Origin of the sequence: Paenibacillus thalictri, from assembly GCF_004307995.1 — a bacterium.
Taxonomy (GTDB): domain Bacteria; phylum Bacillota; class Bacilli; order Paenibacillales; family NBRC-103111; genus Paenibacillus_AF; species Paenibacillus_AF thalictri.
The window spans coordinates 186,899-212,814 of record NZ_SIRE01000013.1 but is presented as its reverse complement, the minus strand read 5'-3'; the positions used below and the strand labels follow the sequence as shown (position 1 = coordinate 212,814).

General features: G+C 49.5%; 21 protein-coding genes. 6 read left to right on the top strand and 15 right to left on the bottom strand.

Annotated elements, in window-relative coordinates:
• Window positions 1–55 precede the first annotated feature (55 nt).
• The 12 genes from EYB31_RS19535 to EYB31_RS19480 form a co-directional block, all read right to left on the bottom strand.
• Window positions 56–1,054: a glycoside hydrolase family 130 protein gene (locus EYB31_RS19535; protein ID WP_131015085.1), complete on the bottom strand. Its 999-nt coding sequence runs from the start codon at window positions 1,052–1,054 to the stop codon at window positions 56–58.
• Window positions 1,055–1,085: 31 nt separating this feature from the next.
• A complete protein-coding gene (locus EYB31_RS19530; protein ID WP_131015084.1) occupies window positions 1,086–2,654 on the bottom strand; it encodes an extracellular solute-binding protein in 1,569 nt (522 codons plus the stop codon).
• Between the two features lie 85 nt (window positions 2,655–2,739).
• Window positions 2,740–3,615, bottom strand: a complete 876-nt coding sequence (locus tag EYB31_RS19525) for a carbohydrate ABC transporter permease (RefSeq protein ID WP_131015083.1) — start codon at window positions 3,613–3,615, stop codon at window positions 2,740–2,742.
• Window positions 3,616–3,628: 13 nt separating this feature from the next.
• Window positions 3,629–4,588 carry an ABC transporter permease gene (locus tag EYB31_RS19520; protein ID WP_131015139.1) on the bottom strand — a complete coding sequence of 320 codons (960 nt, stop codon included), beginning with the start codon at window positions 4,586–4,588 and terminating at the stop codon, window positions 3,629–3,631.
• A 192-nt stretch (window positions 4,589–4,780) separates the two neighbouring features.
• Window positions 4,781–5,476: a response regulator transcription factor gene (locus EYB31_RS19515; protein WP_131015082.1), complete on the bottom strand. Its 696-nt coding sequence runs from the start codon at window positions 5,474–5,476 to the stop codon at window positions 4,781–4,783.
• A gap of 68 nt (window positions 5,477–5,544) precedes the next feature.
• On the bottom strand, window positions 5,545–6,951 hold the full coding sequence (locus tag EYB31_RS19510) for a sensor histidine kinase (protein WP_240762603.1): 1,407 nt from the start codon (window positions 6,949–6,951) through the stop codon (window positions 5,545–5,547).
• Window positions 6,952–6,991: 40 nt separating this feature from the next.
• Window positions 6,992–7,744 (bottom strand): ABC transporter permease, encoded by a 753-nt coding sequence (locus tag EYB31_RS19505; RefSeq protein ID WP_131015080.1) that lies wholly within the window; start codon window positions 7,742–7,744, stop codon window positions 6,992–6,994.
• Window positions 7,731–8,486 (bottom strand): ABC transporter ATP-binding protein, encoded by a 756-nt coding sequence (locus EYB31_RS19500; protein ID WP_240762601.1) that lies wholly within the window; start codon window positions 8,484–8,486, stop codon window positions 7,731–7,733. The genes EYB31_RS19505 and EYB31_RS19500 overlap by 14 nt, the downstream gene beginning before the upstream one ends.
• Before the next feature lie 43 nt (window positions 8,487–8,529).
• A complete protein-coding gene (locus EYB31_RS19495; RefSeq protein WP_131015079.1) occupies window positions 8,530–9,798 on the bottom strand; it encodes a hypothetical protein in 1,269 nt (422 codons plus the stop codon).
• 247 nt (window positions 9,799–10,045) lie between these two features.
• The gene (locus EYB31_RS19490) at window positions 10,046–11,881 is read right to left on the bottom strand and encodes a cache domain-containing sensor histidine kinase (RefSeq protein ID WP_131015078.1); all 1,836 of its coding nucleotides are present in this window, start codon (window positions 11,879–11,881) and stop codon (window positions 10,046–10,048) included.
• A gap of 15 nt (window positions 11,882–11,896) precedes the next feature.
• Entirely contained in the window at window positions 11,897–13,516 is a 1,620-nt protein-coding gene (locus tag EYB31_RS19485; protein WP_131015077.1) for a response regulator, read from the bottom strand.
• A 137-nt stretch (window positions 13,517–13,653) separates the two neighbouring features.
• The gene (locus EYB31_RS19480) at window positions 13,654–14,688 is read right to left on the bottom strand and encodes a LacI family DNA-binding transcriptional regulator (RefSeq protein ID WP_131015076.1); all 1,035 of its coding nucleotides are present in this window, start codon (window positions 14,686–14,688) and stop codon (window positions 13,654–13,656) included.
• A gap of 132 nt (window positions 14,689–14,820) precedes the next feature.
• Here EYB31_RS19480 and EYB31_RS19475 point away from each other — a divergent pair, with 132 nt between their 5' ends.
• Both EYB31_RS19475 and EYB31_RS19470 read left to right on the top strand, forming a co-directional pair.
• The gene (locus tag EYB31_RS19475) at window positions 14,821–16,242 is read left to right on the top strand and encodes an FAD-dependent oxidoreductase (RefSeq protein WP_420819455.1); all 1,422 of its coding nucleotides are present in this window, start codon (window positions 14,821–14,823) and stop codon (window positions 16,240–16,242) included.
• Between the two features lie 46 nt (window positions 16,243–16,288).
• Window positions 16,289–16,900: an SGNH/GDSL hydrolase family protein gene (locus EYB31_RS19470; RefSeq protein ID WP_165452495.1), complete on the top strand. Its 612-nt coding sequence runs from the start codon at window positions 16,289–16,291 to the stop codon at window positions 16,898–16,900.
• Window positions 16,901–17,084: 184 nt separating this feature from the next.
• On the opposite strand, the gene EYB31_RS19465 is transcribed toward EYB31_RS19470, so the two are convergent.
• On the bottom strand, window positions 17,085–19,754 hold the full coding sequence (locus tag EYB31_RS19465; protein ID WP_131015074.1) for a hypothetical protein: 2,670 nt from the start codon (window positions 19,752–19,754) through the stop codon (window positions 17,085–17,087).
• A gap of 170 nt (window positions 19,755–19,924) precedes the next feature.
• On the opposite strand from EYB31_RS19465, the gene EYB31_RS19460 reads away from it, so the two are divergent.
• A complete protein-coding gene (locus tag EYB31_RS19460; protein WP_131015073.1) occupies window positions 19,925–20,692 on the top strand; it encodes an MBL fold metallo-hydrolase in 768 nt (255 codons plus the stop codon).
• A 48-nt stretch (window positions 20,693–20,740) separates the two neighbouring features.
• On the opposite strand, the gene EYB31_RS19455 is transcribed toward EYB31_RS19460, so the two are convergent.
• A complete protein-coding gene (locus EYB31_RS19455) occupies window positions 20,741–22,075 on the bottom strand; it encodes an MATE family efflux transporter (protein ID WP_240762599.1) in 1,335 nt (444 codons plus the stop codon).
• Between the two features lie 344 nt (window positions 22,076–22,419).
• Between EYB31_RS19455 and EYB31_RS19450 the strand changes: the two genes are divergently transcribed.
• The 3 genes from EYB31_RS19450 to EYB31_RS19440 all read left to right on the top strand — a co-directional run bounded on the left by EYB31_RS19450 (window position 22,420) and on the right by EYB31_RS19440 (window position 24,468).
• A complete protein-coding gene (locus EYB31_RS19450; protein WP_131015071.1) occupies window positions 22,420–23,358 on the top strand; it encodes a DMT family transporter in 939 nt (312 codons plus the stop codon).
• Window positions 23,359–23,435: 77 nt separating this feature from the next.
• Window positions 23,436–24,095, top strand: a complete 660-nt coding sequence (locus EYB31_RS19445; RefSeq protein WP_131015070.1) for an SDR family NAD(P)-dependent oxidoreductase — start codon at window positions 23,436–23,438, stop codon at window positions 24,093–24,095.
• 133 nt (window positions 24,096–24,228) lie between these two features.
• Entirely contained in the window at window positions 24,229–24,468 is a 240-nt protein-coding gene (locus EYB31_RS19440; protein WP_131015069.1) for a hypothetical protein, read from the top strand.
• A gap of 274 nt (window positions 24,469–24,742) precedes the next feature.
• Here the strand turns inward: EYB31_RS19440 and EYB31_RS19435 are convergent, their stop codons facing one another.
• The gene (locus EYB31_RS19435) at window positions 24,743–25,882 is read right to left on the bottom strand and encodes an oligogalacturonate lyase family protein (protein ID WP_131015068.1); all 1,140 of its coding nucleotides are present in this window, start codon (window positions 25,880–25,882) and stop codon (window positions 24,743–24,745) included.
• Window positions 25,883–25,916: the final 34 nt, after the last annotated feature.

Sequence of the window (25,916 nt, the reverse complement as noted above, 5' to 3'; positions counted from 1 at the left end):
TTTGCGGGGGTTTTATTTAGATGGTTTAATCCATCGGTGTTCGATCCACCGGCATTTAATCCATCGGTAAACAAAGCCGGATCAAATCGTCCACGTGGGCGGTCGCCAAACATTCTACGGTATCTGCCGCTCCATAGTAAATCTTCACTTCGCCGTCGTCTTCCAAAATCATTCCGCCCGGGAAAATAACGTGGTTTCGAAAACCTCCGTCCGTCTCATAACCGGTTTCGGGTGCAAGCAAAGGTTCTTTGCACATGCCTTTGACGATGTACGGATTATCCAAATCAAGCAGCATGATGCCCGCGCAATAGCGTTTTTTCCAATACGGCTCCCAGCCGTTTTTCCCGCGGTTGTGGTCGATGTCCACCGAATGGAAGGTGGTCAGCCAGCCTTCCGATGTTTTAATCGGCGGCGCTCCCGGGCCTATCTTGTCATTGGCAAACGGCACCTGCTCCAAGCCGAGCAGCAGCTCCGTGTTTCCCCAATATTTCAAATCCGGGGAATCGGATATCCATATATCGAAGCTGTCCTTTCCGCCTTTGCCGTATACGGGAAACGGACGTTCCAGACGTACGTATTTGCCGCCGAACGTTTCCGGAAACAACACCATATTGCGGTTGTCCGGTGCCGACATGCTGAGCACCTCAAAGCTCGCGAAGTCGTCGGTCACGGCAATCCCGCCGCGCACGCCATGTTTAGTATCGACCGCGAAGCAGACGTAACAGCGTCCGTCCATTACAGTAATACGAGGGTCGTATGTTCGAATAATCTCGTCGTTTTCGATGCCAAAGCAAGGCGATGGCTGCACGTCCCAATGAATCCCGTCGTTGCTAAAGGCGAGCCCTACGTTGGTCGTATGGGCCGGAAGCAGCGATTGGTTTGCAGCGTCGCCGTAATCGTTGCGAAACATCATCACATACCGGCCTTCGTATTTGGCGACACCTGCGTTAAACACAAGAGCGGGTTGATAAGGAACGTCCCCGGAGGTGAGAATCGGATTACCGGGATAACGGGTGATGATTTTACTGGAAGCAAGCGAACCGATCGATGCCATTATGATTACCCCTTTCCTTAAACTTCTGCTCTTATTTTTTCGCTTTGGCGTACCAGTCGTTAACTTCTTTGTAGCTGGCTTCTCCGCCGGCCGCTTTGAACTTGGCGATAAACGCGTCCAATCCGCTCAGCGGCTCGGCGCCAAAAATCAGCTTGGTCGTGTAGTCGCCGACCATCGTGTTCAGCTGCTGGAAGCTCTTCGAAAATTCGGGCAGGTAAGGCGCAAAACCAAGCGGATCGGAAATACGCGTGTTCGCCGGTTCAGTGCGATTAATGAAATTCCAGGCGTCAAACAGCCGCATATCTTTGCGCACGCGAGCCTGCCAATAAGTCGGGTAATTTTTATCGTCGGAACCGGTCAGGAAGTTGTTGGCTTGATTCCGCTCATCCGTAAAAATCGGGTTAATCGGCGAATATTGGCCATCCTTGAACGTATAATGCTTGTTTTCCTCGCCGATCGCCATCGCTTTGAACGTTTCCGGCTCCAGCTTAGCATTTAGCCATTTGACCGCATCCTCCGGATGCTTCGATGCCTTCGGAACGTAAGTGATCCGGTCGAAACCTTGCGTTGCACTCAGTCCCAGTTTGCCGTCTTTGCCTTTCAAGGCAGGGATATATAACGCTTTGGCCGCAGGTACGTTTTTGGTTAAAGCATCGGCGATGTTAGGCACGTCGGACCAGTTCATTAAAATCATGCCCGCTCTGCCGCTCGTGAATTTCTCCTTGGCGGTAGCATCCTTGTTGGCCGCAAATTCTTTGTCAAGCAAACCTTGCTTAAACAGCTCGCTCATGAATTTGACGTATTCCGGATAAGCCGGATCCATGATACGCGGGGTCAGCTTGCCATTTACATCGTTCCAGAAATTCGGCATGCCAAACGCACCGACAATGTTATCGACGAAGAAGTTGTCCCCTCTGATCGTAAAAGGAATATTTTTATCGCCGTTGCCCCCGGGATCTTTCTCTTTAAATGCCTTCAGTACCTCGACTAGCTCGTCAAGCGTCGTTGGAGCCTTCATGCCTACTTTATCCAGCCAATCCTGGCGGATGTACAAGCTGGCAATCACGTTGGGGATGCTCTTAGTCGGAATGGCGTACAGCTTGCCGTCGATTTTCGCCGCTTCCAATACTGCCGGATCAACCGCCGCTTTAATATTCGGCCCGTATTTGTCGATAAGCGGGCCCAAGTCGGTTAATGCGCCCTTTTTGGCATAATCGGAATAAAGCGCTTTAAAATCGGTCGTACCCGTTGTTGTTATCGCATCGTAAGGCTCGCCGGAAGCGATCAGGATGTTAAGCTTATCTTGGGGTTTGTCCTGCGGCAGCATGTCGTATTGCACTTTGTAGCCTGTTTTTTCCTCCAAAAATTTCGCTACCGGATACGTGTTGTAGTCGTCCTTCTGCCAAATTTGCAGCGATTTGAGCTGAGGTTTTGGCGCCGCAGCTTGCGTGCTTGCGGAAGCTGCCGGGGCTGGGGCCGAAGCCGAACCTGCCGTTTTGCCGTCGCTTTGGTTTTGCGGAGAACAGGCGGCCAGCGACGCCGCGGATAAACTTGCCGTCAGCGTAAGGAATAATAACTTGTTTCTCTTTTTGTTCAACATGTGGGGAACCTCCCTAGACTCTATAGTTAACATATCATTAAACCAAGGATGCCGTCATCCGGGCATCTTTAGGTAAAATGCGCTCTCACCCTTTGACCGAGCCGATCAGTACGCCTTTGACAAAATGCTTCTGCAAAAAAGGGTAAAACAGCAGCATCGGAATCATGGAAGCGATGACGGTTGCGGAACGGACGCCTTCCGGCGACACGTTCATCATATCGTCGGCACTTTTGTTCACAAGCGAAGAGCTGTCCGCGTCCATGACGATATCGCGCAAATACAGCTGCAGCGGCTTAAGACCCGGATCGTTGATGTACAACATCGGATGAAAATAGTCGTTCCAGAAATACACCGCGTAAAACAGCGAGATCGTGGCGATGACCGGAATGCTGAGCGGGATGACGATGCGTACGAGCACCGTCATATTGCGGGCGCCGTCCATTTTGGCCGACTCTTCGAGCGCTTCGGGAAGCGATTCGTAGTAGCTTTTGATCACCAGCATATTAAACACGCTGATCAGCGCCGGGAGCATAACCGACCATAAGCTGTTGATCAGATGCAGCTGCTTCATCAGCAGGTAGTTCGGAATGATGCCGCCGTTAAACAGCATCGTGAATATAAACAGCACCATGATCAGCGAGATGCCCGGCAGATGACGTTTCGACAGCGGGTATGCCGTCAGCATCGTCAGCATGATCGATAAGATCGTTCCGGCCGCTGTGATAAAAAGCGACACGGATATGGCATGCAGGAATTGGACTGACGAGACGACGTAAGCCATCGTATGAAGTTGGAAGCCGACAGGGATGATACCCACTTTGCCGGAGATGACTGCGGACTCGTCGCTTAACGCTTTGGACAGCACATTGGCCAGAGGCAGCAAGGTGGCGATGCCGCACAAAAGCAGGATCCCGTACACGAATAAGTCCAACAAGCGGTCTTGAAATGATTGTTTGCGCATCGTGTGCTCCTCCTTACCAAATGCTGCGCTTGACGAGGCGTTTGCTTAATTCGTTGCCAAGCAGGATCAGAATAAACCCGACCACCGAATTGAACAAGCCAACCGCCGTGCTAAAGCTGTAATCCTGCTGACCGAGGCCTTGACGGTAAACGTAAGTCCCGATCACATCCCCCGACGTGTAAACGACGGAGTTGTACATCGTCAAAATCTGCTCCGTACCCGCCTCCAGCAAGTACCCGAGGCGAAGCACTAGGACAAGAATGATCGTTGGCATAATGCCCGGCAGCGTAATATGCAGCATCTGCCTGATGCGCCCCGCTCCGTCGATCGACGCCGCTTCGTATTGCTCCTGCTCGATCCCGGCGATCGCGGCGATAAAGATGATCGTATTCCAGCCCGACTCTTTCCAGCCAGCCGTAAATACAAGCACACTGCGGAAGTAGTCGTTATCAAGAAAGAAGGAAATCGGAGTGCCGCCGAAATAATGAATCACTTGATTAACCAGCCCGCCGCTTGGCGACAAAATATTGATGAACAGCCCGGAGATAATCACCCAGGACAAAAAGTGAGGCAGGAAAATGACGGTTTGCACGGCCCGTTTGAACCACATTTTCCGCACCTCGTTCAGCAATAACGCAATCACGATCGGCACCGGGAACAGCAGCACGATTTTGTACAAGCTGATCATCAGCGTATTGATAAACACCTGGTAAAAATCCTCCGAATGAATCAGCTTGGCGAACTGCGCGAGTCCGACCCATTGGCTGCCGGTAAAGCCTTCGAATATGTTGAAATCCTGAAAGGCGATGATAACACCGTACATCGGCGCGTATTTGAACAGCAGCAAAAACGCAAGCCCCGGAATCAATAATAGATACAGGTCGATGTTCATCTGAAAAAGCTTCCAACGGCCCCTGCCGATTGGCCTTGTCCCGGTTTGAACCGGCGCGCGTTCCGCCCCCGGCGCTGTCATTTTCATGTTGGGCTCACCTCCGAGTAGTTATGTTTGTATTATAGAGTGGCGGCAAGCGAGGTTGTAGATGGTGATATTTGTGTTTCTGGTGCAATCTTATTGTCTTTGAAACACATCTCTGCAAAAACGGCAAAAAGCCGCCGATTCAATCGAATCAGCAGCTTTCAAATTGGGTATATATGGATAATTCCATTAAATGATAAAGCGGTAACCGGACCCCCACACTGTACCAATGTACTGGGGTTTGGACGGATTCTCCTCAATTTTCTCTCTGATCCGCGCAATATGTACCGTGACGGTGGAAGCGTCGCTTAATGCGTCCATTCCCCAGATGCGCTCAAACAGCTCTTCTTTGCCGAACACCCGGTTGGCATTCTGAAACAAAAAAAGCAGCAGATCAAATTCCTTTTGGGCCAACGTGACCTCATTTCCGTTCACAAAAACCCTGCGGGCATCTTTCTGGAGTTCCAGCCCCCTTACCTGAAGTTTAGCTGCTTCTTCGCTTTTGCCGAACCGTTCTTTCATACGCTCGAACTTGTTCAGATGGGCGTTGACCCTGGCCACCAGCTCGCCGGAGCTGAAAGGTTTCGTAATATAGTCGTCCGCGCCGAGACCAAGGCCGTTAATTTTATAAATTTCCTCCGCCCTCGCCGACACAAGCAGCACGGGAATGTCTTCGTCTTCGCGAATCTTTCGTAACACCTCGAATCCGTCCATCCCCGGCAGCATAATGTCAAGAATAACAAGGTCCACCGTATCTTTCTTCAAAGCGTCCAATCCTGCGGCTCCCGTAGCTTCGATTCTGACCGAAAAACCGCTCAGCTCCAAATAATCCTTTTGCAGATTGGCGATGCTCTGATCGTCCTCAATTATCAGTATCTTTTTCATCCATCCTTACCCTCCAAAACAATCCCTTTCGGAACTGAACGGTCTGCCTAAACAATCTTTCAACTTATTTACAACTTTTTCAGAGATATCATCATGCGGGTTCCTTCTCCAAGGCCACTTCTCACCCAAATGTTCCCCTCGTGATCCTCCACGATTTGTTTGGCGATGGCCAGCCCCAGACCGCTGCCTTCGGCGCTTCTTCTTGATGCGTCCGCCCGATAAAACCGTTCAAATATATGGGGAAGATCGTGTTCCGGTATGCCTTTTCCATTGTCTTTAATCTCTATAACGGCAGACGACCGCGTTTCTCTTAATACGATCTCAATCCGCCCATCGCTCTTCTCCATATATTTCATTGCATTGTCCAAAATGTTCTGAATGACCCTCTTTACTCTTTCCCGATCGATGGAAACAAAGACGTTATCCTGTAACTCGCTGACCAACGTCAGCTGTATATTCAACTTTTCACATTCATAACGATGATCGGCAACGCAATCCTCGAAATATTGCAAAATATTCGTTTTCTCAAAATGATACGGAATCTGGTGCATATCCAGCCTGGAATATAAAAGCAAATCATCGATCATGGCATTAACCAATATCGCCTTTGATCGTGCCGTTTCCAAATATTCGGCCATTTTCTCCGGGGTTTTGGCAACTCCGTCGATAATGCCTTCGATATACCCTTTCACGGAAGTGACAGGGGTTTTTAAGTCGTGTGATATGCTGGACACCAGAAATTTCCGGTTCTCGTCGTATTTCTGCTGCAAGTATACGGATTCCTTCAGCTTGATCCGCATCAGCTCCAGCGTCCTGCTCAGCTCTCTGACCTCGCCTTCGCCTTCCACCGCAATCCCGCGGTTTAAGTCGCCTTCGCTGATTTTCACGGCGGCGTCCTTGAGCCTGGAGACAGGCGCGATGATGCCGCGGGAAAACCTGTAAGAAACCCAGAAGTTCATCAATAAGAAAGAAGCAATAAAAAAACATAGCGTAAACACGCCGAGAAACATATAAAAACCCGTCTTCAGCCTGACCGGCGCAAGCAGCAGCAGTACGCCCTTATCCCCCGAATGCAAGTTGTAATCCGCCCTGGCGTACATATACGTTCGGCCATCCAGCTCCAGTGTATCCAGGTTAGGACCGCTGCCCGTCAGCATCAAGCTTTTATCGATGTCGATTTCACTTACCTTTTTGGCGGAATACAAGATTTCTCTATTTTTTAAAATGACGGCGTTAGCGCCCAGAACATTTACCCGGTCCGACAGTTCCTGCTGAAATGCCTTATCCAGCAGCCGTTCGAACTCGATGTTTTGCGCCATGCTTTTGATTTCGCCAAGCCCCATTCGGACTTCAAACGCGTTCTTCAAATCGCCCGCGCCCGCTTTCGGGCCAAGCAATTTCGTATATGCAGCTACAAAAATCATGACGGCCAAAACGGTTAATGCTATGGAAATGAACACAGTCAACGCGTTCATAATAAAAAAACGTTTGGCTAGTTGCATTCGGATTACCTTTCTACAGGTCCTTGCGGTCAAATAAATAATAACCCGCCGTAAACAACATTATACCACAACCGGTCATAATTAACGTTTGCCGGAAAATCTTAAGCCCGTTGATCGTTTCCGATATCCACAGCGTATACCAATCAAACATCGAGGTGATCAGAAAGCTGGAAACATGGGAGAAGACGATGCCGATAAAATTAAATCCGATAAAAATCAGGATCGAAAGAAAAAAGACAGCGAGTCCGCCGCGCAATAGGTTGGCCAGCAATACGACAAGCAGCGCAAACACAAAAACCGGGAAAAACGTCGCGGCATAAGACAACACAACTCTTAAAACGCCCATGAAACCGGAAGATGAAGGGTTAAAAATAAATCCGGCCAACAAAGAAAGAATCATCACAAACAAAAGATTGGCGAAAATAAACAAAGCGACGTTTAACACTTTTGCGCAAAATACGCCGAATCGGGAAACGGGCCTTGTGAGCGTAATTTTCATCGTATTGGAAGCAAATTCGCCGTTAAACATATCGATCGCCACAAATGTTGCAAACAGCGGCAAAATCGTGTAAGCGAACACCGATAAAACAATCAACGGAAATTCGGTGCTACCCACGACGCGCAAGCCAAAGCCATGTTTGATCGCCAAAATGGCGACTTCGCCGACTAAAACGGCAATAATGGACAAGATTGCGGCCGCGATCAATTTTTTCTTTTTCAGCAGCTTGACGGTTTCATTAATAAATGCAGCCTTAAACCCTGACATTTCGGTCTACCTCACTGACAAAATAGTTTTCAAGCGAAGAATAATTGGACAAAATATGCTGCGTATAATCCACATTCACCAGCTTGCCGCCGTACACAACGCCGATTCGGGTACAGGTCAGCTCCACATCGTGAATCAAGTGGCTGGATATAAAAAACGTCGTGCCTTCTTCCTCGGCCAGCCGCTTCACCAATCTTCGCATATCGAGCATGCCTTCGACGTCAAGGCCGTTAAGCGGCTCATCCAGAATGAGCAGCCGAGGCCTGGACAAGATCGCCGCGGCTACGCCAAGCCGCTGTTTCATGCCAAGCGAGAACTTCCTGGATTTTTCATGCTTGTATTTCAACATGCCGGTGACTTCCAGACATTCATCGATTCTTTGCTCGTCCACGCCGGGATAAAACCGGGCAAACAACTTCAGATTTTCATAAGCTGTCATATACGGGTACGACTCCGCCGTCTCAATAATGCAGCCGACATGTTTCATCGCGTTCACGTAGTCATCCAAAATGCTCGCGCCAAAAATTTTCACATCGCCGCGATCCGGCTTCAACAGCCCGGCCATCACTTTCATGGCGGTAGTTTTCCCTGCGCCGTTAGGCCCCAAAAAACCGAATATATCGCCTTGATCCACTACCAAATTCAAATCGCTGATGCCCCTGCCGTTATTGTACATTTTGCTGAGGCCGGTAATTTCAATCGCTTTGTTCGTCAATGACTGCATCCCCCATAAATAGGACATGGCTGCCCCTAAAGTCGTTTCGCTTTAAGGAACAGCCTGCGCCTTATTCTTCAAATACGCGGATCATTTCCCCGTCGAAATTTTGACGATTCATGTTCGACCGGTACGAGTTGCCGTTCATCATTTCGATGTTCAGATCAATATACAGCTTTCCGGAACCGCTCGGATGAAGCTGGCCTTGCTCCTGCTCGCCCTTCGAATTGGTGTAAGTAAACAATGACATCTGTCTGGATTGGCTTGGGTTATATTCAAAATTAAAATTGTACGCATCCGGATATTCGGCTTCAAATCCGGGTTTTACCGTCTCGTAATATTTGCCGGCCACTTTATTTTGTTCTACACTTGTAATTTCCAAGTTTCTCTCGCCGATTTTGACGTATTTGCCATTTTTCTCAATAACGATGTTGTTTTTATATTTTCCAACTAGCATGCTGCTAAACCCGCCGGCCTGGCTTACTTTCTCCACGTTCACGCCGGTAAGGTCCGGTGTCGTCACTTTCGTATTGCCAATATCGGACAACTTCACCGCCACATTCAGCAATAAATCGTGCTGCACTCCGTTTTTATCTTTGCCGGTCAGAACAATGTCCCCCGTCACATTTTCCAATAAACCGGCTTTGTTTTCAACCGCTTTACCCGTAACCTTCTTCACGAAAATATCGCTTTCGATTTTCGGGAGATTCGCCTCTTTTTCCATGCGGCCCTGCTGGCCGATCATCTGCTTGAAACCAAAGGAGGAGACAGCGTTGACAACAGCCGGCACCTGCGCTTCGGATAAGCTGCCCGAATAGATGCGGCCGCCCTCAGGCCTTTCTTCGGCCTGTACGTTATCCTTGAGATTGCCCACCATCGCATCGACGATTTTTTCAACCTCTTGCGCGCCCTTTTCTTTAAAAGGATTGTCGAAGCTTTTCCCGCCATTGCGATTCATATCGTCCGGATATTCTGTCGCATAATATTTGTCGTCGGAACCGCTCTTCCAGACGGACAGCTTCTTATCGGAATACGAGTAATGTTTTTCCGTCTCGCCATTCGCCGTCTGAGTGGAGGAAGTGTTCTCCGATTTACCGGGTTCGACTTTATTAACAAAGGTCGACTGAAGCAACAATTGATTGTTGTCCTTCAAACTGAACAATCCTTCGATCGTGTAGCTGTTCAGCCCGGTTTCCAGCTGCGCGGCGGTATTTTTAATAGAGTTTTTAAACCTGTCGTAACCGGAACCAAGCAGCATATCGGCAAAGGCCGTTGAGACAAACACAGACGCTCCGACGGCAAATGCAAGGACAGGGATCGCTTTTTTGCTAATCTTCATTTTGAATCTCCTTTAGTTCATATTCGGAAACGTTTCCTTGTCTTTTATTATAATGGAGGCTTATTGATTCTATCTAAATGAACTATTAACAAAATATTAACTCCTAAGAGGAGGCCACTGAAAAAGTGAACGCTGCATAAGCGAATCATGCTTACGATCGCTCCGCTACTTTTTCAGTGGCCTCCGGTAAATCTGCTCGTTATATATACGTTCCTTGGCATTTGGCGGTGAAGGAAAACCTTCACCGTTAGCCCGTCTCGCTGCCCCCGCCCCGCAGACGTACGATGACCGTCGTTCCTTGTCCGGGGGAGGAACGGATTTCCAGTCCATACATCTCGCCCGCGTACAGCTTAATTCTCTCATTGACGTTATACAAGCCGTAAGAACTTCCCGTATCGAAGGACGGCGTTTCCGGCCTCGGCTCCGTAAGCAGCAGCCGCGCCAGCTCCGGCTCCATGCCGATGCCGTCATCCTTAACGGACAACACCAGGTCTCCTTGCTCCATATCGGCTCTGATAACGATGGTGCCCGTTTTCCCTTTTGACTTCCGAATGCCGTGAATGAGCGCATTTTCCACAATCGGCTGCAGCGTTAATTTCGGCATTTCTTCCTGCTCCACTCCGGCGCCAGCCTCCAGAACAAACTCGAAGCTTTTCGGAAAGCGGCTTTGCTGGAGCTCCAGATACACTTTGGCCAAATTCAATTCATCGCCAACGCTGACGAAGTCTTTGCCTTTATTTAAACTCAACCTGAAATATTTGGCCAAACTGTCGATCATTTGGCTGATGTCGTGAGCGTTCCGCCCGATCGCTATCCAGTTGATGGTGTCGAGCGTATTGTAAAGAAAATGCGGATTGATCTGCGCCTGCAGCGCCCGCAGCTGCGCTTCCCGTTCCTGCACCTTCGATTTGTACGTTTCCTCCATCAAATCGCGGACGCGGTGAATTAGCGAATCGACGGTTTTCTCCAGCAGATTGAAGTCGCCTTCAGCGGTTCCTCCCCGTTCCTCCAGCCAACTTATGCCTTCCTGCTTGATCGATTTGATTACGGTTTTCACCCTGCGGTTCATGCCCTGCACAATGAATGCGAGTAAAATAAAGACTAGGATACAGAACAGCACTGTAACGCCCAGCAAGGTGGCGACACTGGAAAATTGATTAAGCGAGTCCGCCCGCGCGTTGATGACCGTTTTGGGCACTTCGGCGACCAGCTTCCATCCGGTGGAGCGCATCGTCGTAAACACGGCGTACAGCTCGGTCTGATCTTCGGAGATCGGGATGATGCCTTCCGCCGCTGAGTTGATGCCTTGCAGCGCCGCTGCGGACTTCAGCTTCGTGCCAAGCAGCGATTTGTCCCGGTGCAGCATAATCGTACCGTCGGGAGCGACCATCATCACCTTTTGCTGCTTGTCCTTGTTCAGCTCGATTTTGGATAATATATCGTCAATCGTTTTTTCGGTGACGTCGATCAGAAGCACGCCTGACAAGTGGTTGAAATTTTCCGGGTCGCGCAAAATGCGCGCTCCCGAGAACACGTACATTTCGCCTTTGTCGATATAATTTTCCGCATGCAGCCCTTCCCATACCAGCAGCCCTCCCGCATTGAGGACCTCGGGATACCAACGGTCACCTTTGATCGTGTCCCAATTAAAAAGGTTAATTTTCTCATTGGAGAACAGCTTGGTGCCCTCAACAAACAACCGGACCCGGAACACGCTGGAATTGCTCTCGGCGTTGTCCGCCATATGCCGCAGCTCCTTCATCGCATCCAATTGATCGACAAACGATGCGGAGTCCCGCAAGTACTCATGCAGCTTCGGGTACATCAGAATGGTATTCGATACGTCCCGTACGGTATCAAACTGGTAATTTAAGTTGATTTCCGCTTGCTTTAACGTCTGAAGCATCGTGTGCGTCACTTCATCTTCGAGAATTTGCGAATATTTCTGCGAGTACATATACATAAACAGTGAAGCGGGAATCAGAATCAGCACCAAATAAGCGACCAGCCAACGCCTGGCAGCAACGACGCCTTTGAACAGCATGGAGAGGTAACTCCACGCCCGCATCACGGACCTCAGCAAGCTTCTTCACCGCCCTTACAAGACATAATCGCGATACGAGCTCGGCGTAAATCCGGTATACTTCTTAAATATTTTGCTGAAATAGCTCGGATCGGAGTAACCGACGGCATAACATACCTCGTAAAACTTATGGGCCGGATCTTTCAACAGTTCCTTGGCCTTCTCCACCCGTACCTTTGTCATGTATTCATTAATCGTCTCTCCGGTCTCCTGTTTAAACAACAAACACAAATACGTGACCGATAAAAACACTTCCTTGGCAATGTCCCCTACTTGCAGGTTGTCCGCGTAACGCTGGCCGATCAGCTTGTGAACGCGTTCGATCACATTTTTCGACTTGCCGCTCCGCTTTTCACCGATTCGTTGGCATACTTGCAGAAGAAACCGTTCGACAAGCCGCTTCAGCTCGTCAAGCGTCTCCTGCTGAAACACTTTGGCCATCAGTTCGGTTTCCCGCTCTTCCATGTCGATTTCGTGCGCGTTCAGCTCCAGCAGCAAACGGCTGGCAAGCAGCAGCAGCTGCAAACTCACGTTGCGCCCGTAAGCCATGCCTTCCCGGCGGTTTCGGGCAAGCGAAGCGTATAGGCCGTCCAGCTCGGCTTCCACCTTGCCAGCGTCCGCCGCCCTTAGCGCTGCCAAAATAGTTTCACTTTGCGCCGGATCGACCCGAAAAAAACCGTCCTCATCCTGCTCCAAATTGTCCATGGAGATAATCTGATTTTTGCCGAGAAACCATCTTTGATCTGCTGCTTCCTTAGCTTGCATATAAGATTGCGGCAGGCTGCCGAGATTCGAGATCGGTTCTCCGACGCCGATTGTAACGCTGATTTTCAAATAGCGGTCCAGGCTCTCGCGTACTTGCCCGGCCAGCGTAAACAGAAGTTCTTCCTCATTCGGGTGATCCCGGTTCATCCGTAAAATGCCGACGAATTCCCCCATTTGATGCTCAAAAGCGTATCCGCCGATATCGCGGTCGATCAGTTCCTGAACGATGTTGAGTACCGAATACGAAAGCAACTGCTGGTCTCTCGCAGAACGGCTTTCCACTGCTTCGGCGATGTTATCGATCTGAATGGCGATCGCCCAATAAGGAGCTTCAAGCGGAAGATCGAGGCCCAGAAATTCGGTACGCTCCCGGATGCGGGCCGGATGGGAGATGCCGTCGCGAATCAGCGACATAAGAAACTTCTCCCGAAGCAATGGCATGCTCTGCACCAGCTTGACCTGCATATCTCCAATCAGCTTTCGCTCCTTCTCCTCTTCCTGCAGCGTGCCGATCACCCGTTTCACGACCGCATCCAGCTCCTGCAAATTGACCGGTTTAAAAATATAATCAACCGCCTTCAGCTTGAGAGCGGATTTTAAGTAATCTGCGTCGTCATGACCGCTGACAAATATGATTTTGGTATGAGGAAACCGCTCCCTGAGCCGGTTTGCCAGCTGTATGCCGTCCATATTCGGCATGCGCACATCGGTGATGACGATGTCCGGATGAACTCGCGCGATAACGTCCAAAGCGACATCGCCGTCGTCCGCTTCATCGGCGATTTCAATCCCGTAGGAAGCCCAATTGAAATAGGAGCGTAAGCCGTTCCGAACGGTCGGTTCGTCATCGACAATGACCAATTTGTACATATGTGTGACTTCCCCTTCCAGCATAGTGTGAAATTCAGTCTTTCCTCTCATTATATCGTGCTGCCGGGATCTGAAGACAGGGAGGAACTTATGATTCCTGGTACAATTTTCGCTACTATGCTGTAATAAGCTCTCTATTATCGCTTAGCTGTCGTGTTTCCTGTGATAAAATCCCCCTGGATTCGGATATGTTCGTAAGGAAGGGTCGAATTGGCGATACGCCACAACATCCGGTCCGCGGCACGGTAACCGGTTTCGCGGATCGGCAGCAGCGGCCTCGTAAATAAGGGCAGCGTATCCGGCTGCTCGTTCAAAAAGCCGATGACCGATATATCCTCAGGCACCCGCAATCCCAGCTCGCCGCACAGCTTGTATACGATGTGCACTTCGTGATCGATCCCGCAAATCAAAGCGCTGGGACGTTCGTCCGCGATAAGCTGCCGCAGTTCATCCACCCACCGGTTATCCCTGGTGCGTGCCGCAATGGAATGCCGCGCAGGGTCAACCTCGATGCCGTTTATGCTCATTGCATGGCAAAATCCTTGCCAACGCAAAATGAACCCCGGCTGTAAGTGTATATCCCCGATGTACATGATTCGTTCGTGTCCAAGCTCACGAAGATGCGCCACCGACTGGAACGTAGCCTCGTAGACGTCCCAAATCACGCTGTCGATTCTCACTCCGGGCGGGGGAAAGCTGAGCAGCATACGAGGACGGTCCAGCCGGAACAAATAAGGCAGCCATGTCTTCGGCGTAATGCTCGGAGCGATAAAAATGCCGTCCGCATAATCCAGCGATTGTTCCTCAAGCCAATTCGGCATGCCGCTCTCCTTGATTGCGCTGGGCAGCATCAGCTTATCAATCGTATGGCCAAATGATGCAAACCGGTCGTGCAGCCCCTGCATCAGCAGATTGATGTAACCGGTCGATTCTGCGGTTTGCACAAGCACGAAACGCAGCCGCTCCGCAGGATAAGGCGCGATGCGCTCCAATCTGAGGCTGCGGATTTGATCCATCGTGTAATATCCGAGCTTCTCTGCAGTTTGAACGATCAGTTGGCGCGTCGCTTCGGACATGCCGGGTTTGCCCTTCAGCGCTTTCGAGACGGTCTGAATCGTCACGCCCAGCTCCTTGGCGATGGTATGCATCGTCACCTGTTTGCGGACTGGCATATGTAACCGAACCTCCCTGCCGCTTATGTATTCGTTAAACTAAATTTAAACTAGTTCTGCCATCCCGGCAATTTATAATTATTAGCAGATGGCTTAAACCTTGAACTTAAACCTTGAGGAGGAGAGATTCATATGTCCGAAACCAAAAAACAACCCGCTTCAACAATGCCAACGATCAGTATCCCCGCCCATCAGCTTCCGGTCAGCCATACCCCTGATGTGGTGGTTCTTGGCGGCGGCGCGGCAGGTATTGCGGCTGCGATAGCGGCCGCACGAAACGGGGTCGACACGCTGCTGATTGAGCAGCGCGGCTATCTGGGCGGCATGGGTACAGCCGCGCTTGTGCCTGCATTCTGCCCGTACACGGACGGCGAAAAGCCGGTAATCCGCGGCATTGGGCTTGAACTGCTGGAGAAGATGAAGCAAGCCGCGGGTGCCGATTTTATGAGCAAGTATAAAGACTGGCTGAACTGGGTCCCGATCGACGTCGAAACGTTGAAGCGCGTATATGATGAAGAAGTGCTGGGCAGCGGCGCGAACATTTTGTTTCATACTGTTGCGGATCAAGTGCTGCTGGACGGCGACCGGATCAGTGGACTTGTGATCAGCAACAAATCCGGACGTTCCGTCGTGCAGGCCAAGCTGTACATTGACGCCTCCGGAGACGCAGATTTAGCTGCACTTTCCGGCGTGCCGTTCCAATCCGGCGGAGAGCAAGGCGAGCTGCAGCCGGGGACGATGTGTTATGTCGTTACAGGCGCCGATCAAGCGCGATTCGAGCAGTTTCTAGAAGAAACCGGCGAGCATAAACAGCTCGTCAATACGGTTACCCAAGCTCAGCAAAACGGCGACCTGCCGGAAGGACGCAAGCGCATATCCGGCATGGCCTGGATAACCGAGTCTATCGTAGGCTTCAATTTCGGCCATATTTTCGGCATCGACGGAACAAACGCCGAGGATTTATCCCGCGCGGCGATTGAGGGCCGCAAGCTGATCGATACGCAAATCCGCTTTCTGCGCAAATATGTACCGGGCTTTGAGCACATTCGCCTCGTCCATTCCGGCGACCAGGTCGGCATCCGCGAAACGCGGCGGATTGAAGGCGACTACACGCTTGTTGTCGAGGACTTTTTGGCGATGCGCACGTTTGAGGACGATATTGCCCGCAACTCTTATTTCATCGACATCCATTTGGCCAATGCCGACAGCACGATGACAATCAAACATTTGCCTAAAGGCGAATCACACGGCGTTCCTTACCGCTGCATGCTGCCGAAGGGCAAGTCCAATCTGATCGTTGCCGGCCGCGCCGTTTCTTCCGACCGTCCGGTGCAAGGATCGCTGCGTGTAATGCCGAATTGCTTTGCCATGGGCCAGGCGGCTGGAGTCGCTGCTTCCATAGCAAACACCGGCGGCGGCTTCCGCGAGGTGCCCATTGCGGAGCTGCAGCGCAAGCTGGTCGAGCAAGGCGCATGGCTTGGCGAGCACCCGGGGCAAGCGGATGAGATTCAGCCTGTGGCAGCCGGGGCGGTTACTTTCGAAAAAGAATGTTAAGGGATGGGTTAGATTAACTCTCGGAGATATGGGGGGATTTCGCAATATGAAAAGCAAGTGGGCGGGAAAAACGTGGGGAACGCTCGGCGACAGCATAACCGCGGCGAACGGCTATCAGCCGCTCGTCCAGGATGCGCTGGGGTTCTCCCGCGTGCACAATTACGGCGTCGGAGGCTGTCCGATGACCGCAGGCGGCGAGCGGGATTACGGCGCAACAACTCATGTCGGCAGGTCAATCGAAAACACGCTGGACTGTGTGACGATATTCGCCGGTGTGAACGATTTTCGCCTCGATAAACCGCTGGGCGCGATCGGCACGTTGGATCCGTGTACGTTCTACGGCGCATACGCCTCGTTGATTGAGGATATCCTCGTCAAAAATCCGCTTTGCAGACTGAATTTATGGACTCCGCTGCACAGGGACAAGGACGGCTACGACATCCATTATGTGAACGCCGCCGGATACCGCTTATGTGATTACGCCGAAGCCGTCGCTGCACTTGGACGCATCTATGCGCTCCCGGTGCTGGATCTGTACGCGCAGAGCGGGCTGAATAAGCTGACCTTGTCAAACTTCACGACGGACGGCCTGCATCCGAACGAGGCGGGCCACCGCCGCATCGCCGATATGGCGATCTCCTTTTTGCGTGGATTGTGATGAATACAGTAAGGGGCAGAGAATTTCTGCCCCTTGCACATCCAACCGTACGTTTCACCTCATATCGCTTTCCGATGTTCGCCCTAACGCGGCATGCCAATCCGGCTCAAGACGGACAGGCTGCCGGTCACGCTGCGAATTTCCTTGGCACCAACCCCCGCACAAAGTCGCCCCGCCCGACGGGTTAGCGCAGTTCCAATCTCAGCTCATATAAGTCGGTGCTGTAATCGTCAGCAGTAGCTCCGGATATGCCAATGCGGTAAATGGAGTCCGGCTTTGCCGCAAACACAAATTCATTGCGGTTTCCGGCCGCGCCGGTTTGCTGAAGCCGATTGCCGTTGTCGTCGTATACTTCTATATCGTAGTGTTGATCTCCCCATATGCCGGTCGTATCGAGGAGGATATGCGCTTCCGCAGGCTGTGTGCCCGTTCGAAACTGAAAGTAGTCCTGATCGCCGCTTACGGATAATCGCGACCAGCTGCTTTGACCCGCTTCAATCGGCACTGCTGTCCGGTAATTATCGTTAGCCGGCTCGTGATCGTCCTCCTGAACACTGCCAACTGTTAGTGTATAAGCTTCATCCGCCTTGCTGCCAAAATTGCCGGGCGATGCTCCGGAAACGCGGAGGTAGTAGCTTTTCCCGCTTTCCACGGCAACCGTTCCCCATTCGGCGCCGGAAGGCTGGCTGGCCACCCCGGATATTACATTTCCAGCTTGGTCGTACACGCTGAGATCATAATTTTTCGATAGCGGCGCTTCCAGCCGCAAATACATTTTGCCCGAAATATCCGCCTGGAACCGGTAGTAATGAACTTCACCGCTTAAGCGCAAGTTATTCAGCACTGCCGAGCCCGGCTGAACCAACTCCGCCGTTATATAGCCGCCATTCAGCGTGCCTCCGGTCTTGGGCCTGCCGACGGTCAGCGTGTAAGGAGCGAACGTGCTGAAATCTTCCGGTGTGGCGCCCGATATATGAACGTTATAAGTTGCATTCGGCTCCATGTTTACTATCGCCGCTTGATGGTTGTTCTCCGTTTTGATCACATCGGTAAATTGGCTGCCATTCGCTTTGGATATACTCAAAACGTAGTTGCGATTTAGGGTGTCCAGCTCGATGGGCAGGATCATACCGTCAGCACCACTGGATACCATGTAGTCATGCCGCTCTCCCGCTGATGCAATGTATCCGCGAACCGTACTGCCAAAAGCAAGAGCGACTTCCCCTTCCTTGCCGGCATCTGCAGGAATGAGCCGCTCGGTATCCATCTCGATCTCATTAACGGTCAACCGGTACGGATGGACTGAATAGTCATCCGGCATTATGCCGAACACTTTGATATAATAGCTCGCCCCCTTCTCCGCCACAAGCGAGGCGCTTTTCTCCGTGTCTTCCCCGTTAGCCGGCGTAAACAGCGTTGAACCGTCCGCATAATACACTTCGAATGTATATTGCTTCAAATCCGCCGGGCCGCGCAGCTTGATCTGTATAATGCCGTCTGTGTCGGCAACGAACTTATAGAAGTCCTGATCGCCGCTTGCCGATATGTACGATTCCATATCTGTATCCAGAGTTATAGGGGATGCCGTGACCAAGGTATTGTTAGGTTCGTGCGAATCCACAGCGGCTTTGCCGTCTACAACGAAATAATCGACCGACAAATTGTTGCCGCCGGACATTGCATGCTTCCGGCTCGTATTGCGCACCTCCAATACATGCCCTCCGTCGGCAAGTCCGGAAATATCCGCCAGCAGCTGCTGATATTGATACTTGTCGCTATAACTGTCTGCTGTCGTGCGGAGAACACCGTCCACATACACTTCCGCAATTCCGTTCCACGGCCCCTTAAAACCGTACCAAAGCACGCGTTTTCCGGTAAAAGGCAGTATGAATTTTGCAGTCGTATGCCCCGAATAAAGCTGTTTGGAACCTGAAGCATTCGGATTGTCGAAGCCGCCGAATTCTTTATAATACGTTATCGCCGGATGGAATTCTTCCATTCGCTGACTCGGATTCCCATCCGTAAGCAAGTAATCCAGAGGCAGATTAACTCCGCCGGAGGCTGCATGTTTAAGACCTGTATTTTTAATCTCAAAAATATGAATCCCCAGCGGTAAATTCGCTATATCCGCCAACTTCTGCTTATATTGATAAGTGCTGCTGTACGAATCGACAGACGTCATTTTTACTCCGTCGATATAGATGTCGGCAACTCCGTTGTACGGCCCCTTCAGCCCGTACCATATAATTCTGCCGCCAGTGAAGGTAAGCGATATTTGAGCCTGCCGAAACTCGGAGTAAAGCTGCTTCCCTTGCGAAGCGCGAGCATCGTCGAAGGGATAAAACGGCTCAGTCAAATGGATAGCCGGATCATCCTCTTCAATGCGTGGGATCATTTGCCCATCCACAAGCAAATTGTCGACCGGCAAGTTGTAACCGCCCGACAATTCGTTATGCTGCGCCGTATTGCGGACCTCCGCAATATGGATTCCCGACGGCAAGTCGGTTATCTCGGCCAGTTTTTTTCTGTAATCGTATGTATTCGTATATGAATCCACGGACGTCATCTTTACATTGTCCACATACACATCCGCGATTCCGTTATAAGGCCCTGTAAACCCGTACCAGGTAAAACCTGTTCCCTTAAATGTAAGGGTGAAGCCCGCAGCCGGATCTTCCGATGACCATTGATCGCCTCCGGATGCTTCATGTTGTTGAAAACTTCCAAAATATCCGGTGTAATCAATAGATGGGTCATTTTCTTCCAGAAGCCATTGCGCGTTATCGCCGTGCGCGACGTTCGGTAAACAAAGGGTGAATAAAACCGGGATGAACAGCAAAAAAGTGAATCTCATTCGCTTACCACCTGTTAAGTATGATTTGCCCGCAAACACCAAGGTGCAGCGATTCCTTTTTCTATTTTACATGCTTTCATCATAAAGTTGTTTAAAATGATCTTAAAGTGTACACTAGCTTCGTCAATTGAATAGAACAATTTACCTTTGAAAGACTCGGAGGAGGACTTATGAACTTGATTCATGCTTTGGATATTGAGTTTCAATTTAATGAACAACTTCAAACAATTACGCCGGTGCTTCTAATGGACGAGGAGTATACCATTCTCATTGATTGCGGGTATCCAAATTTTATGGATCACATTCGTGAAGCCGCGAGCCGCTCGAATGTTGCCCTCGATACAATCACAACTATCATCCTGACACATGACGATATGGACCATATCGGATCGTTGGCCGCATTGAAGAGGTCCTACCCGCATATCGAAGTCATTTCTCATGAAATTGAGGCCCCGTACATTGACGGAACAAAGAAATCATTGCGGCTGGTGCAAGCAGAAGCTAGTCTTACGATGTTACCCTTACACGAATTGGCGCAGGCGGAACAATTCGTTCGCTTCCTACAAACGATCGAGCACGTTCCGGTCGATCGCTTGGTGAGCGACAAGGAGCTGCTGCCGTGGTGCGGCGGCATTGAGATCATTCACACTCCGGGGCATACGCCCGGGCACATATCATTATACCTCCCCCTCTGTAAAACGCTGATCGCCGGTGATGCCGTCGTCATCGAAAACGGCAAGTTGGATATCGCCAACCCCCAATTCACATTGGACCTGGAAGCGGCGGTTCAATCCGTTCGGCATCTTTTGGCGTACGACATTGAGAAACTTTATTGCTACCACGGTGGTCTCTTCGAGGGACAAGTTCGCCCGGCACTTGAGAGGCTGGCCGATTCTTATGAATCGAGAAACAACGAGCCGCGCCATAACAAAGAATAAGGAAAAGGCCTGATTTCTTAACTGAAATCAGGCCTTTCCTCTTTTTCACTACACCGCCGTTTTTTTCGCTTCCGGCGAATAAGAATCGAAAGCCCGGATCCATTTGAATCGATTTACTTTTACAATAGCTACAAAACATTTCAGGATTTGGTCCGATTTCAGGCAAATAAATGTAATCAATGGCGAAAAATTAAACACAAAAGCACAAAGTGCCGAAGCCGGAAGAACAATCAACCACATGAAAATAGTATCATTGTATAAAACAAATTTGGTATCCCCTCCACTGCGTACGATCCCTGTTAACGCCGGCATCTGATAAGCAGTTCCGCACACGGTGATGGATAATACGGTCATGAACTGCATGGCAAGGTCTCTTGCCTCCGCGGAAATGGTATAAAAGCCAAGTACATAATCCTTTGTCACAAACAGGGCTGCGCCTGTACCTAATCCAATGATAAGATACAACATCTGCAGCGTCTTGGCGTATGATCTGATTTTATTCATATTCCCTTCGCCAATCGTTTTGCCGATGACGATCGTAGTAGCGCTTGCCGAGGCAAAAACAACGACCGATACAATCTGGAAGATGGTTGTCGCTATGCTGTTTGCCGCAATCGCAGCCGCACCCATATGCCCCAGTATGGATGTCTGTGTCGCCATAGCAATCCCCCAGAGAAAATTGGACATCAGAATAGGTGAACCCAACTTGACATATTGCTTAAACAAGCCCATCTCGATCGTAAAGAAATCACGCAGTTTCAAATAGATTTTCCGGTCAAAACGCTTTACGAAGATGCAGACAATGAGCAGTTCAATGATTCTTGCCGTTAAGGTTGCTATGGCTGATCCCTGCACGCCCAGACTCGGAAAACCAAAATGTCCATAGATCAAAACATAATTCAGGCACACATTAATGATGAGTGTGGTCGAGGACAAAATAAACCCGATCTTTACCGTCTCCACACTCCGCAATGTCGCAAGCAGTATGCTGGTAACGGAAAAAAATATGTATGAGAAGCAGATGATCTTTACAAATTTGGTGCCCTCAGAAATAACGCTTTGATCATTTGCAAATAAAGACAGCAAGTTTTGAGGAAAGAAAAAAACGACAAGCCACATCACCAATCCTACAAGAATCGCAAGGCGCATTCCTATGCTGGCAATCTTCTTAATTGACCCGACGTCATTTGCCCCCCAATATCTGGACGCCATGATGACAAGCCCTTCACTTACCCCCATGACGAGCATTTGCAGTACAAACTGAATTTGATTGGCTATCGCGATACCAGATAACGCCGATTCACTGTAACCTCCGATCATCAAGTTGTCGGATAAGTTGACCCCGAAAGTAATAATATTTTGTAAACCGATGATCAGCGTCAATGTAAAAAACTTTTTGTAAAATGACGCCTCTCGCACAAATAAACTCATGAACAGCACCCGTCTTCATCTTAGAGTTATGTCGTATCTTATTCAAAGCTAGCTGTATTCCACTTCTTACATTATAAAGATACATCCATAATAGTGAAAATGCATATTTTGCCTAACACATGAACTATTTGGCTAAAAAGCAAGTGAGATGATGACCAAGGGACAGATTGCCGCGGCGGCTGCTCCATGGTTTCTTTGAATCAACGGCAGCTATCAGCAATAATGAGTAGCCTAAAACACTATGTATACTGTAAACTAAACAGCAAAGTTTAGTGTGAAGGAGACAAAACACGATCATGAAGAGGCAAGGCGCAAAATTGGAAGCGTCCCAAAACCCATTTGTTTTGATGCCGATTTTACTGCTGATGTGGGGGTCATTAGCTGCCGTAGGCAAGCTGCTCTTAAATCATCTAGACAGCTATCAAGTCATGTTTTATATGTATGGAATCGGGGTTATTGCATTTTTTGTCATCTTTCTTTTCAAGGGGCAATTACGCTCGATATGCTCTTGGAAATTTTCTGAAATCGTATTGCTGCTTTCGTGCGGTACGCTTACTTTTCTTTACGATTTTTTTTACTTGAAATCTCTTGAACTCATCCCGGCCGTAGAAGCGTCCATGCTGAATTATTTATTTCCCATTTTTATTGTTCTGCTTGCTATTCCCATCCATAAAGAGAAATTAAACCTATATAAAATGATTTCGGTAGTTATGGGTTTTATGGGCACCTTTCTGCTTATAACAAAAGGGGATTTGGCAAATATCAATTTCACGAACTTCCAGGGGGACCTATTTGCGGTTTTAGCTGCAATAAGTTGGGGGCTGTTTACGAACCTCATTAAGAAAAACCAGAAAGAGCTGCTGGCCAGCACTTTTTTTATAACCATTATTGCTTTTGTTTTATCGGCCGGGGCTCTGCTTACGTCCTCCCGCTTTATCGTTCCTCAACAAACAGACTTTTTCGGTGTTTCATGGTTGAGCATGAGCAATATTGTACTTGGATTTTTCTTGTATTTTCGGGCGTTGAAATATTCTTCGGCTTCTTTAATTGCAAGTTTCACGTTTTTCACCCCATTTGTGACTCTTGTTTTTATCGTTTTGTTATTGGGTGAAAAGCTGACCGTTACGGACTGTCTTGCGGCAATACTGATCATTTTCAGCGTTCCGATTCAGAAGCTTGGCATGTTAGCGGGTAAAAAAGAAGGGCAGCTGTCAAACTCCCTCGAGGAACGATAAATAACTGAGCAGGATAACGCAGCTATGTGTTGAATTCTCTGAAAAGAGTAGTGAGATCAATGAAAGGGAGATGCTAAATGAAAACAATAGCCATTGTTGGAGCAGGCCCCGGAGTAGGAATGTCGATTGCGAAGAAGTTTGGACAACATGGATTTCGTATAGCCCTTATAGCCCGTAACGAAGAAAAATTGAACCAGCTGGTTACTGAACTGGAGCAACTAGGCATTGAAGCGGCGGCGTTTCAAGCGGATATTTTAAATAAAACCCAAATACATACAGCTTTCACAGCGATCAAAGAGAAATACGGGTTTATAGATGTGCTTGAATACAGTCCAACGCCGGGTTTCGCTACATTAGCCAAACCGTTGGATGTAACAGAAGAAAACGCGCTGTTCCAATTTCAATTTAACGTTTTAGGCGCGATATCCAGTGTTCGGGAAGTGCTTCCGGATATGTTGGATAAGCAAAGCGGCGCCCTGTTGTTTACAACGGGCAGATCGGCCATTCATCCCATGCCGATGATGGGCAATATCGGAATTGCCATGTCCGGCCTTCGCAATTACATTTTCAATTTGAACAGCGAATTAAAGGATAAAGGGATTTATGCAGGGCACCTTTCCATCGGAATTTGGCTGCAGCCGAATTCGGGAGTTCAAGACAAAATCGCCGACGTTTGGTACGACATGTACACCAGAAGGGATCGGGTAGAAGAATTAATAACCGAAGAAAACATATAAAGGTCCCCATAAAGCGGATTTAAATCATCTGAGCGGACATTAAGCTAATATATAATATAGGACGTATTGACATTTTGTGGAGGATCCTGTATAACTTCAGAGCCAATACGAAGGATCAAAAAGGAGACTCTGCATGCACAAAGTGATCAAAATCAGATTCACACTTTTTTACAGTGAAGCACCTGAAGCAGCATATTACGGGTACATGGAGTTGAACCAGAATGGCAATATGATTGCACTCTACAATAAGTACGGTGAGGAAATTGACATGTATGGCGGACACGAATATGTAAGGGTACGGACAATTGGCAAATTTGATAATGAAGACCGTGATCATTTTTATTCCTTGTTAGAAAGTGACGGCGTTGGATAATCCGCACGACAGGCTGACGATTCAAGTGCCGGGGCACTATGAAAAGTCAGCCTTTGTACACCAAAAGAAGGGCCTATGATTGAAGGCGGTGTCGGCTGTGCACCAAAAAAAGCTGTTCCGCAGGGCCCTTTCCCGGACCTTGCGGAACAGCTTATGGTGCTTGCGATTGTTTGCGGCTAAGATACTTTGCTTTACCCCGCTAGCGGCAATGTTGGATCAGCTCAAATTGCGAAGCAGTCTGTATGTCGTATTCGCCAAACATAAGTGTTTGCTCTTACAGCTCCAGCAAATACAGCTGGATCGCGCCGCTTCGGTCGGAGGCAAACAGCAGCCGGTCTCCGCCCCAGCTGAAGGTCGGGTGGCAATGCGTTTTCTGCGAGCTCCACGACGTATGATGTGTGCATAAGGTGGTTAATTCCGGTTCATCGCCGGTTAATGCGATCATGACCAAATCGTCCACTTCGTCCCCGACCAGCAGGCTGTTGTCATTGTTGGCGTGATAATGATTGCAATAAAACGGCATCGGAATCGTCTTGATCACTTCGCCGTGCTCATCGGCCAAGCCGATATAAGGGATTTGCCCGCTTTCCTCGGTAATTTCGGTCACCTGTGTGCGGTTTGAGGTGATCGTGCCGTCGTGGCCTTTCCTGCGGTTATCGAAAAAGATATTCCCATCCCGCGTCCAAAACTCATGTCCGACACTATCGTCCTCCGCTTGCCGGAAACAAGGTTTCACCTTGCCTGTTGACAGATCCAGCAGCCAAATGCGCTGATGAACCACGTTCCACGGACCCTCATGGCAAAACATCGCCAGATTGCTGTTATGCGGGGAAAATTGAAAATGCGCAAGCCAATGCGTATCTTCAAAAGCGTTATAAGCCCCGGAGCCGTCCATATGAGCGATGGTGACGTATCCGCGTTTGATCGCATACATCGTTTCTTTGAAGCCGGTGTAGTTGTTGCCGTAAATGACGGACACTTCTTCGTTGCGGCAAAAGCCAAGCCGCTTTTTGTCCGGGCTGATAAACGGCGACCACAACGTCATGCCTTCGGTTTCTTCGTAAATGACGCTGATTTCGCCGGTACGGGTGTTTAGCTTTTTGATCTGTTTGCCCGCCACATAGACGAGCAGCTCGCTGTCCGGCGTTTTGGTGCTGTATCCGATCCCTCCCGGCTCGTCGGTCATCTGGGTCATTTCCCCCGTTGCCAGCTCCATGCGGAAAAAGTTATATGTATTCCGCTCGTTTCCCCGATCCGACAAAAAGTAAATTTCCGTATCCCCGATCGAAAAGGAATTGTCCGTAAAATACAAATGCACGTTATTGGCTGAGCCGGCCGTTAACTGCCATATGGTTCGGCCTGTTTTTTCATCAACATAGGAGCTTTTTTCCGATGAATACTTTGTACCTATCATTTTGTATGCACCCCGCAATATATCATGTTATGGT

Coding starts and splice junctions, on each gene's coding strand:
- EYB31_RS19535 (WP_131015085.1), bottom strand. CDS start 1,054: ATGGCATCGATCGGTTCGCTTGCTTCCAGTAAAATCATCACCCGTTAT.
- EYB31_RS19530 (WP_131015084.1), bottom strand. CDS start 2,654: ATGTTGAACAAAAAGAGAAACAAGTTATTATTCCTTACGCTGACGGCA.
- EYB31_RS19525 (WP_131015083.1), bottom strand. CDS start 3,615: ATGCGCAAACAATCATTTCAAGACCGCTTGTTGGACTTATTCGTGTAC.
- EYB31_RS19520 (WP_131015139.1), bottom strand. CDS start 4,588: ATGACAGCGCCGGGGGCGGAACGCGCGCCGGTTCAAACCGGGACAAGG.
- EYB31_RS19515 (WP_131015082.1), bottom strand. CDS start 5,476: ATGAAAAAGATACTGATAATTGAGGACGATCAGAGCATCGCCAATCTG.
- EYB31_RS19510 (WP_240762603.1), bottom strand. CDS start 6,951: ATGAACGCGTTGACTGTGTTCATTTCCATAGCATTAACCGTTTTGGCC.
- EYB31_RS19505 (WP_131015080.1), bottom strand. CDS start 7,744: ATGTCAGGGTTTAAGGCTGCATTTATTAATGAAACCGTCAAGCTGCTG.
- EYB31_RS19500 (WP_240762601.1), bottom strand. CDS start 8,486: ATGTCCTATTTATGGGGGATGCAGTCATTGACGAACAAAGCGATTGAA.
- EYB31_RS19495 (WP_131015079.1), bottom strand. CDS start 9,798: ATGAAGATTAGCAAAAAAGCGATCCCTGTCCTTGCATTTGCCGTCGGA.
- EYB31_RS19485 (WP_131015077.1), bottom strand. CDS start 13,516: ATGTACAAATTGGTCATTGTCGATGACGAACCGACCGTTCGGAACGGC.
- EYB31_RS19480 (WP_131015076.1), bottom strand. CDS start 14,688: ATGCCAGTCCGCAAACAGGTGACGATGCATACCATCGCCAAGGAGCTG.
- EYB31_RS19475 (WP_420819455.1), top strand. CDS start 14,821: ATGTCCGAAACCAAAAAACAACCCGCTTCAACAATGCCAACGATCAGT.
- EYB31_RS19470 (WP_165452495.1), top strand. CDS start 16,289: ATGAAAAGCAAGTGGGCGGGAAAAACGTGGGGAACGCTCGGCGACAGC.
- EYB31_RS19465 (WP_131015074.1), bottom strand. CDS start 19,754: ATGAGATTCACTTTTTTGCTGTTCATCCCGGTTTTATTCACCCTTTGT.
- EYB31_RS19460 (WP_131015073.1), top strand. CDS start 19,925: ATGAACTTGATTCATGCTTTGGATATTGAGTTTCAATTTAATGAACAA.
- EYB31_RS19450 (WP_131015071.1), top strand. CDS start 22,420: ATGAAGAGGCAAGGCGCAAAATTGGAAGCGTCCCAAAACCCATTTGTT.
- EYB31_RS19445 (WP_131015070.1), top strand. CDS start 23,436: ATGAAAACAATAGCCATTGTTGGAGCAGGCCCCGGAGTAGGAATGTCG.
- EYB31_RS19440 (WP_131015069.1), top strand. CDS start 24,229: ATGCACAAAGTGATCAAAATCAGATTCACACTTTTTTACAGTGAAGCA.
- EYB31_RS19435 (WP_131015068.1), bottom strand. CDS start 25,882: ATGATAGGTACAAAGTATTCATCGGAAAAAAGCTCCTATGTTGATGAA.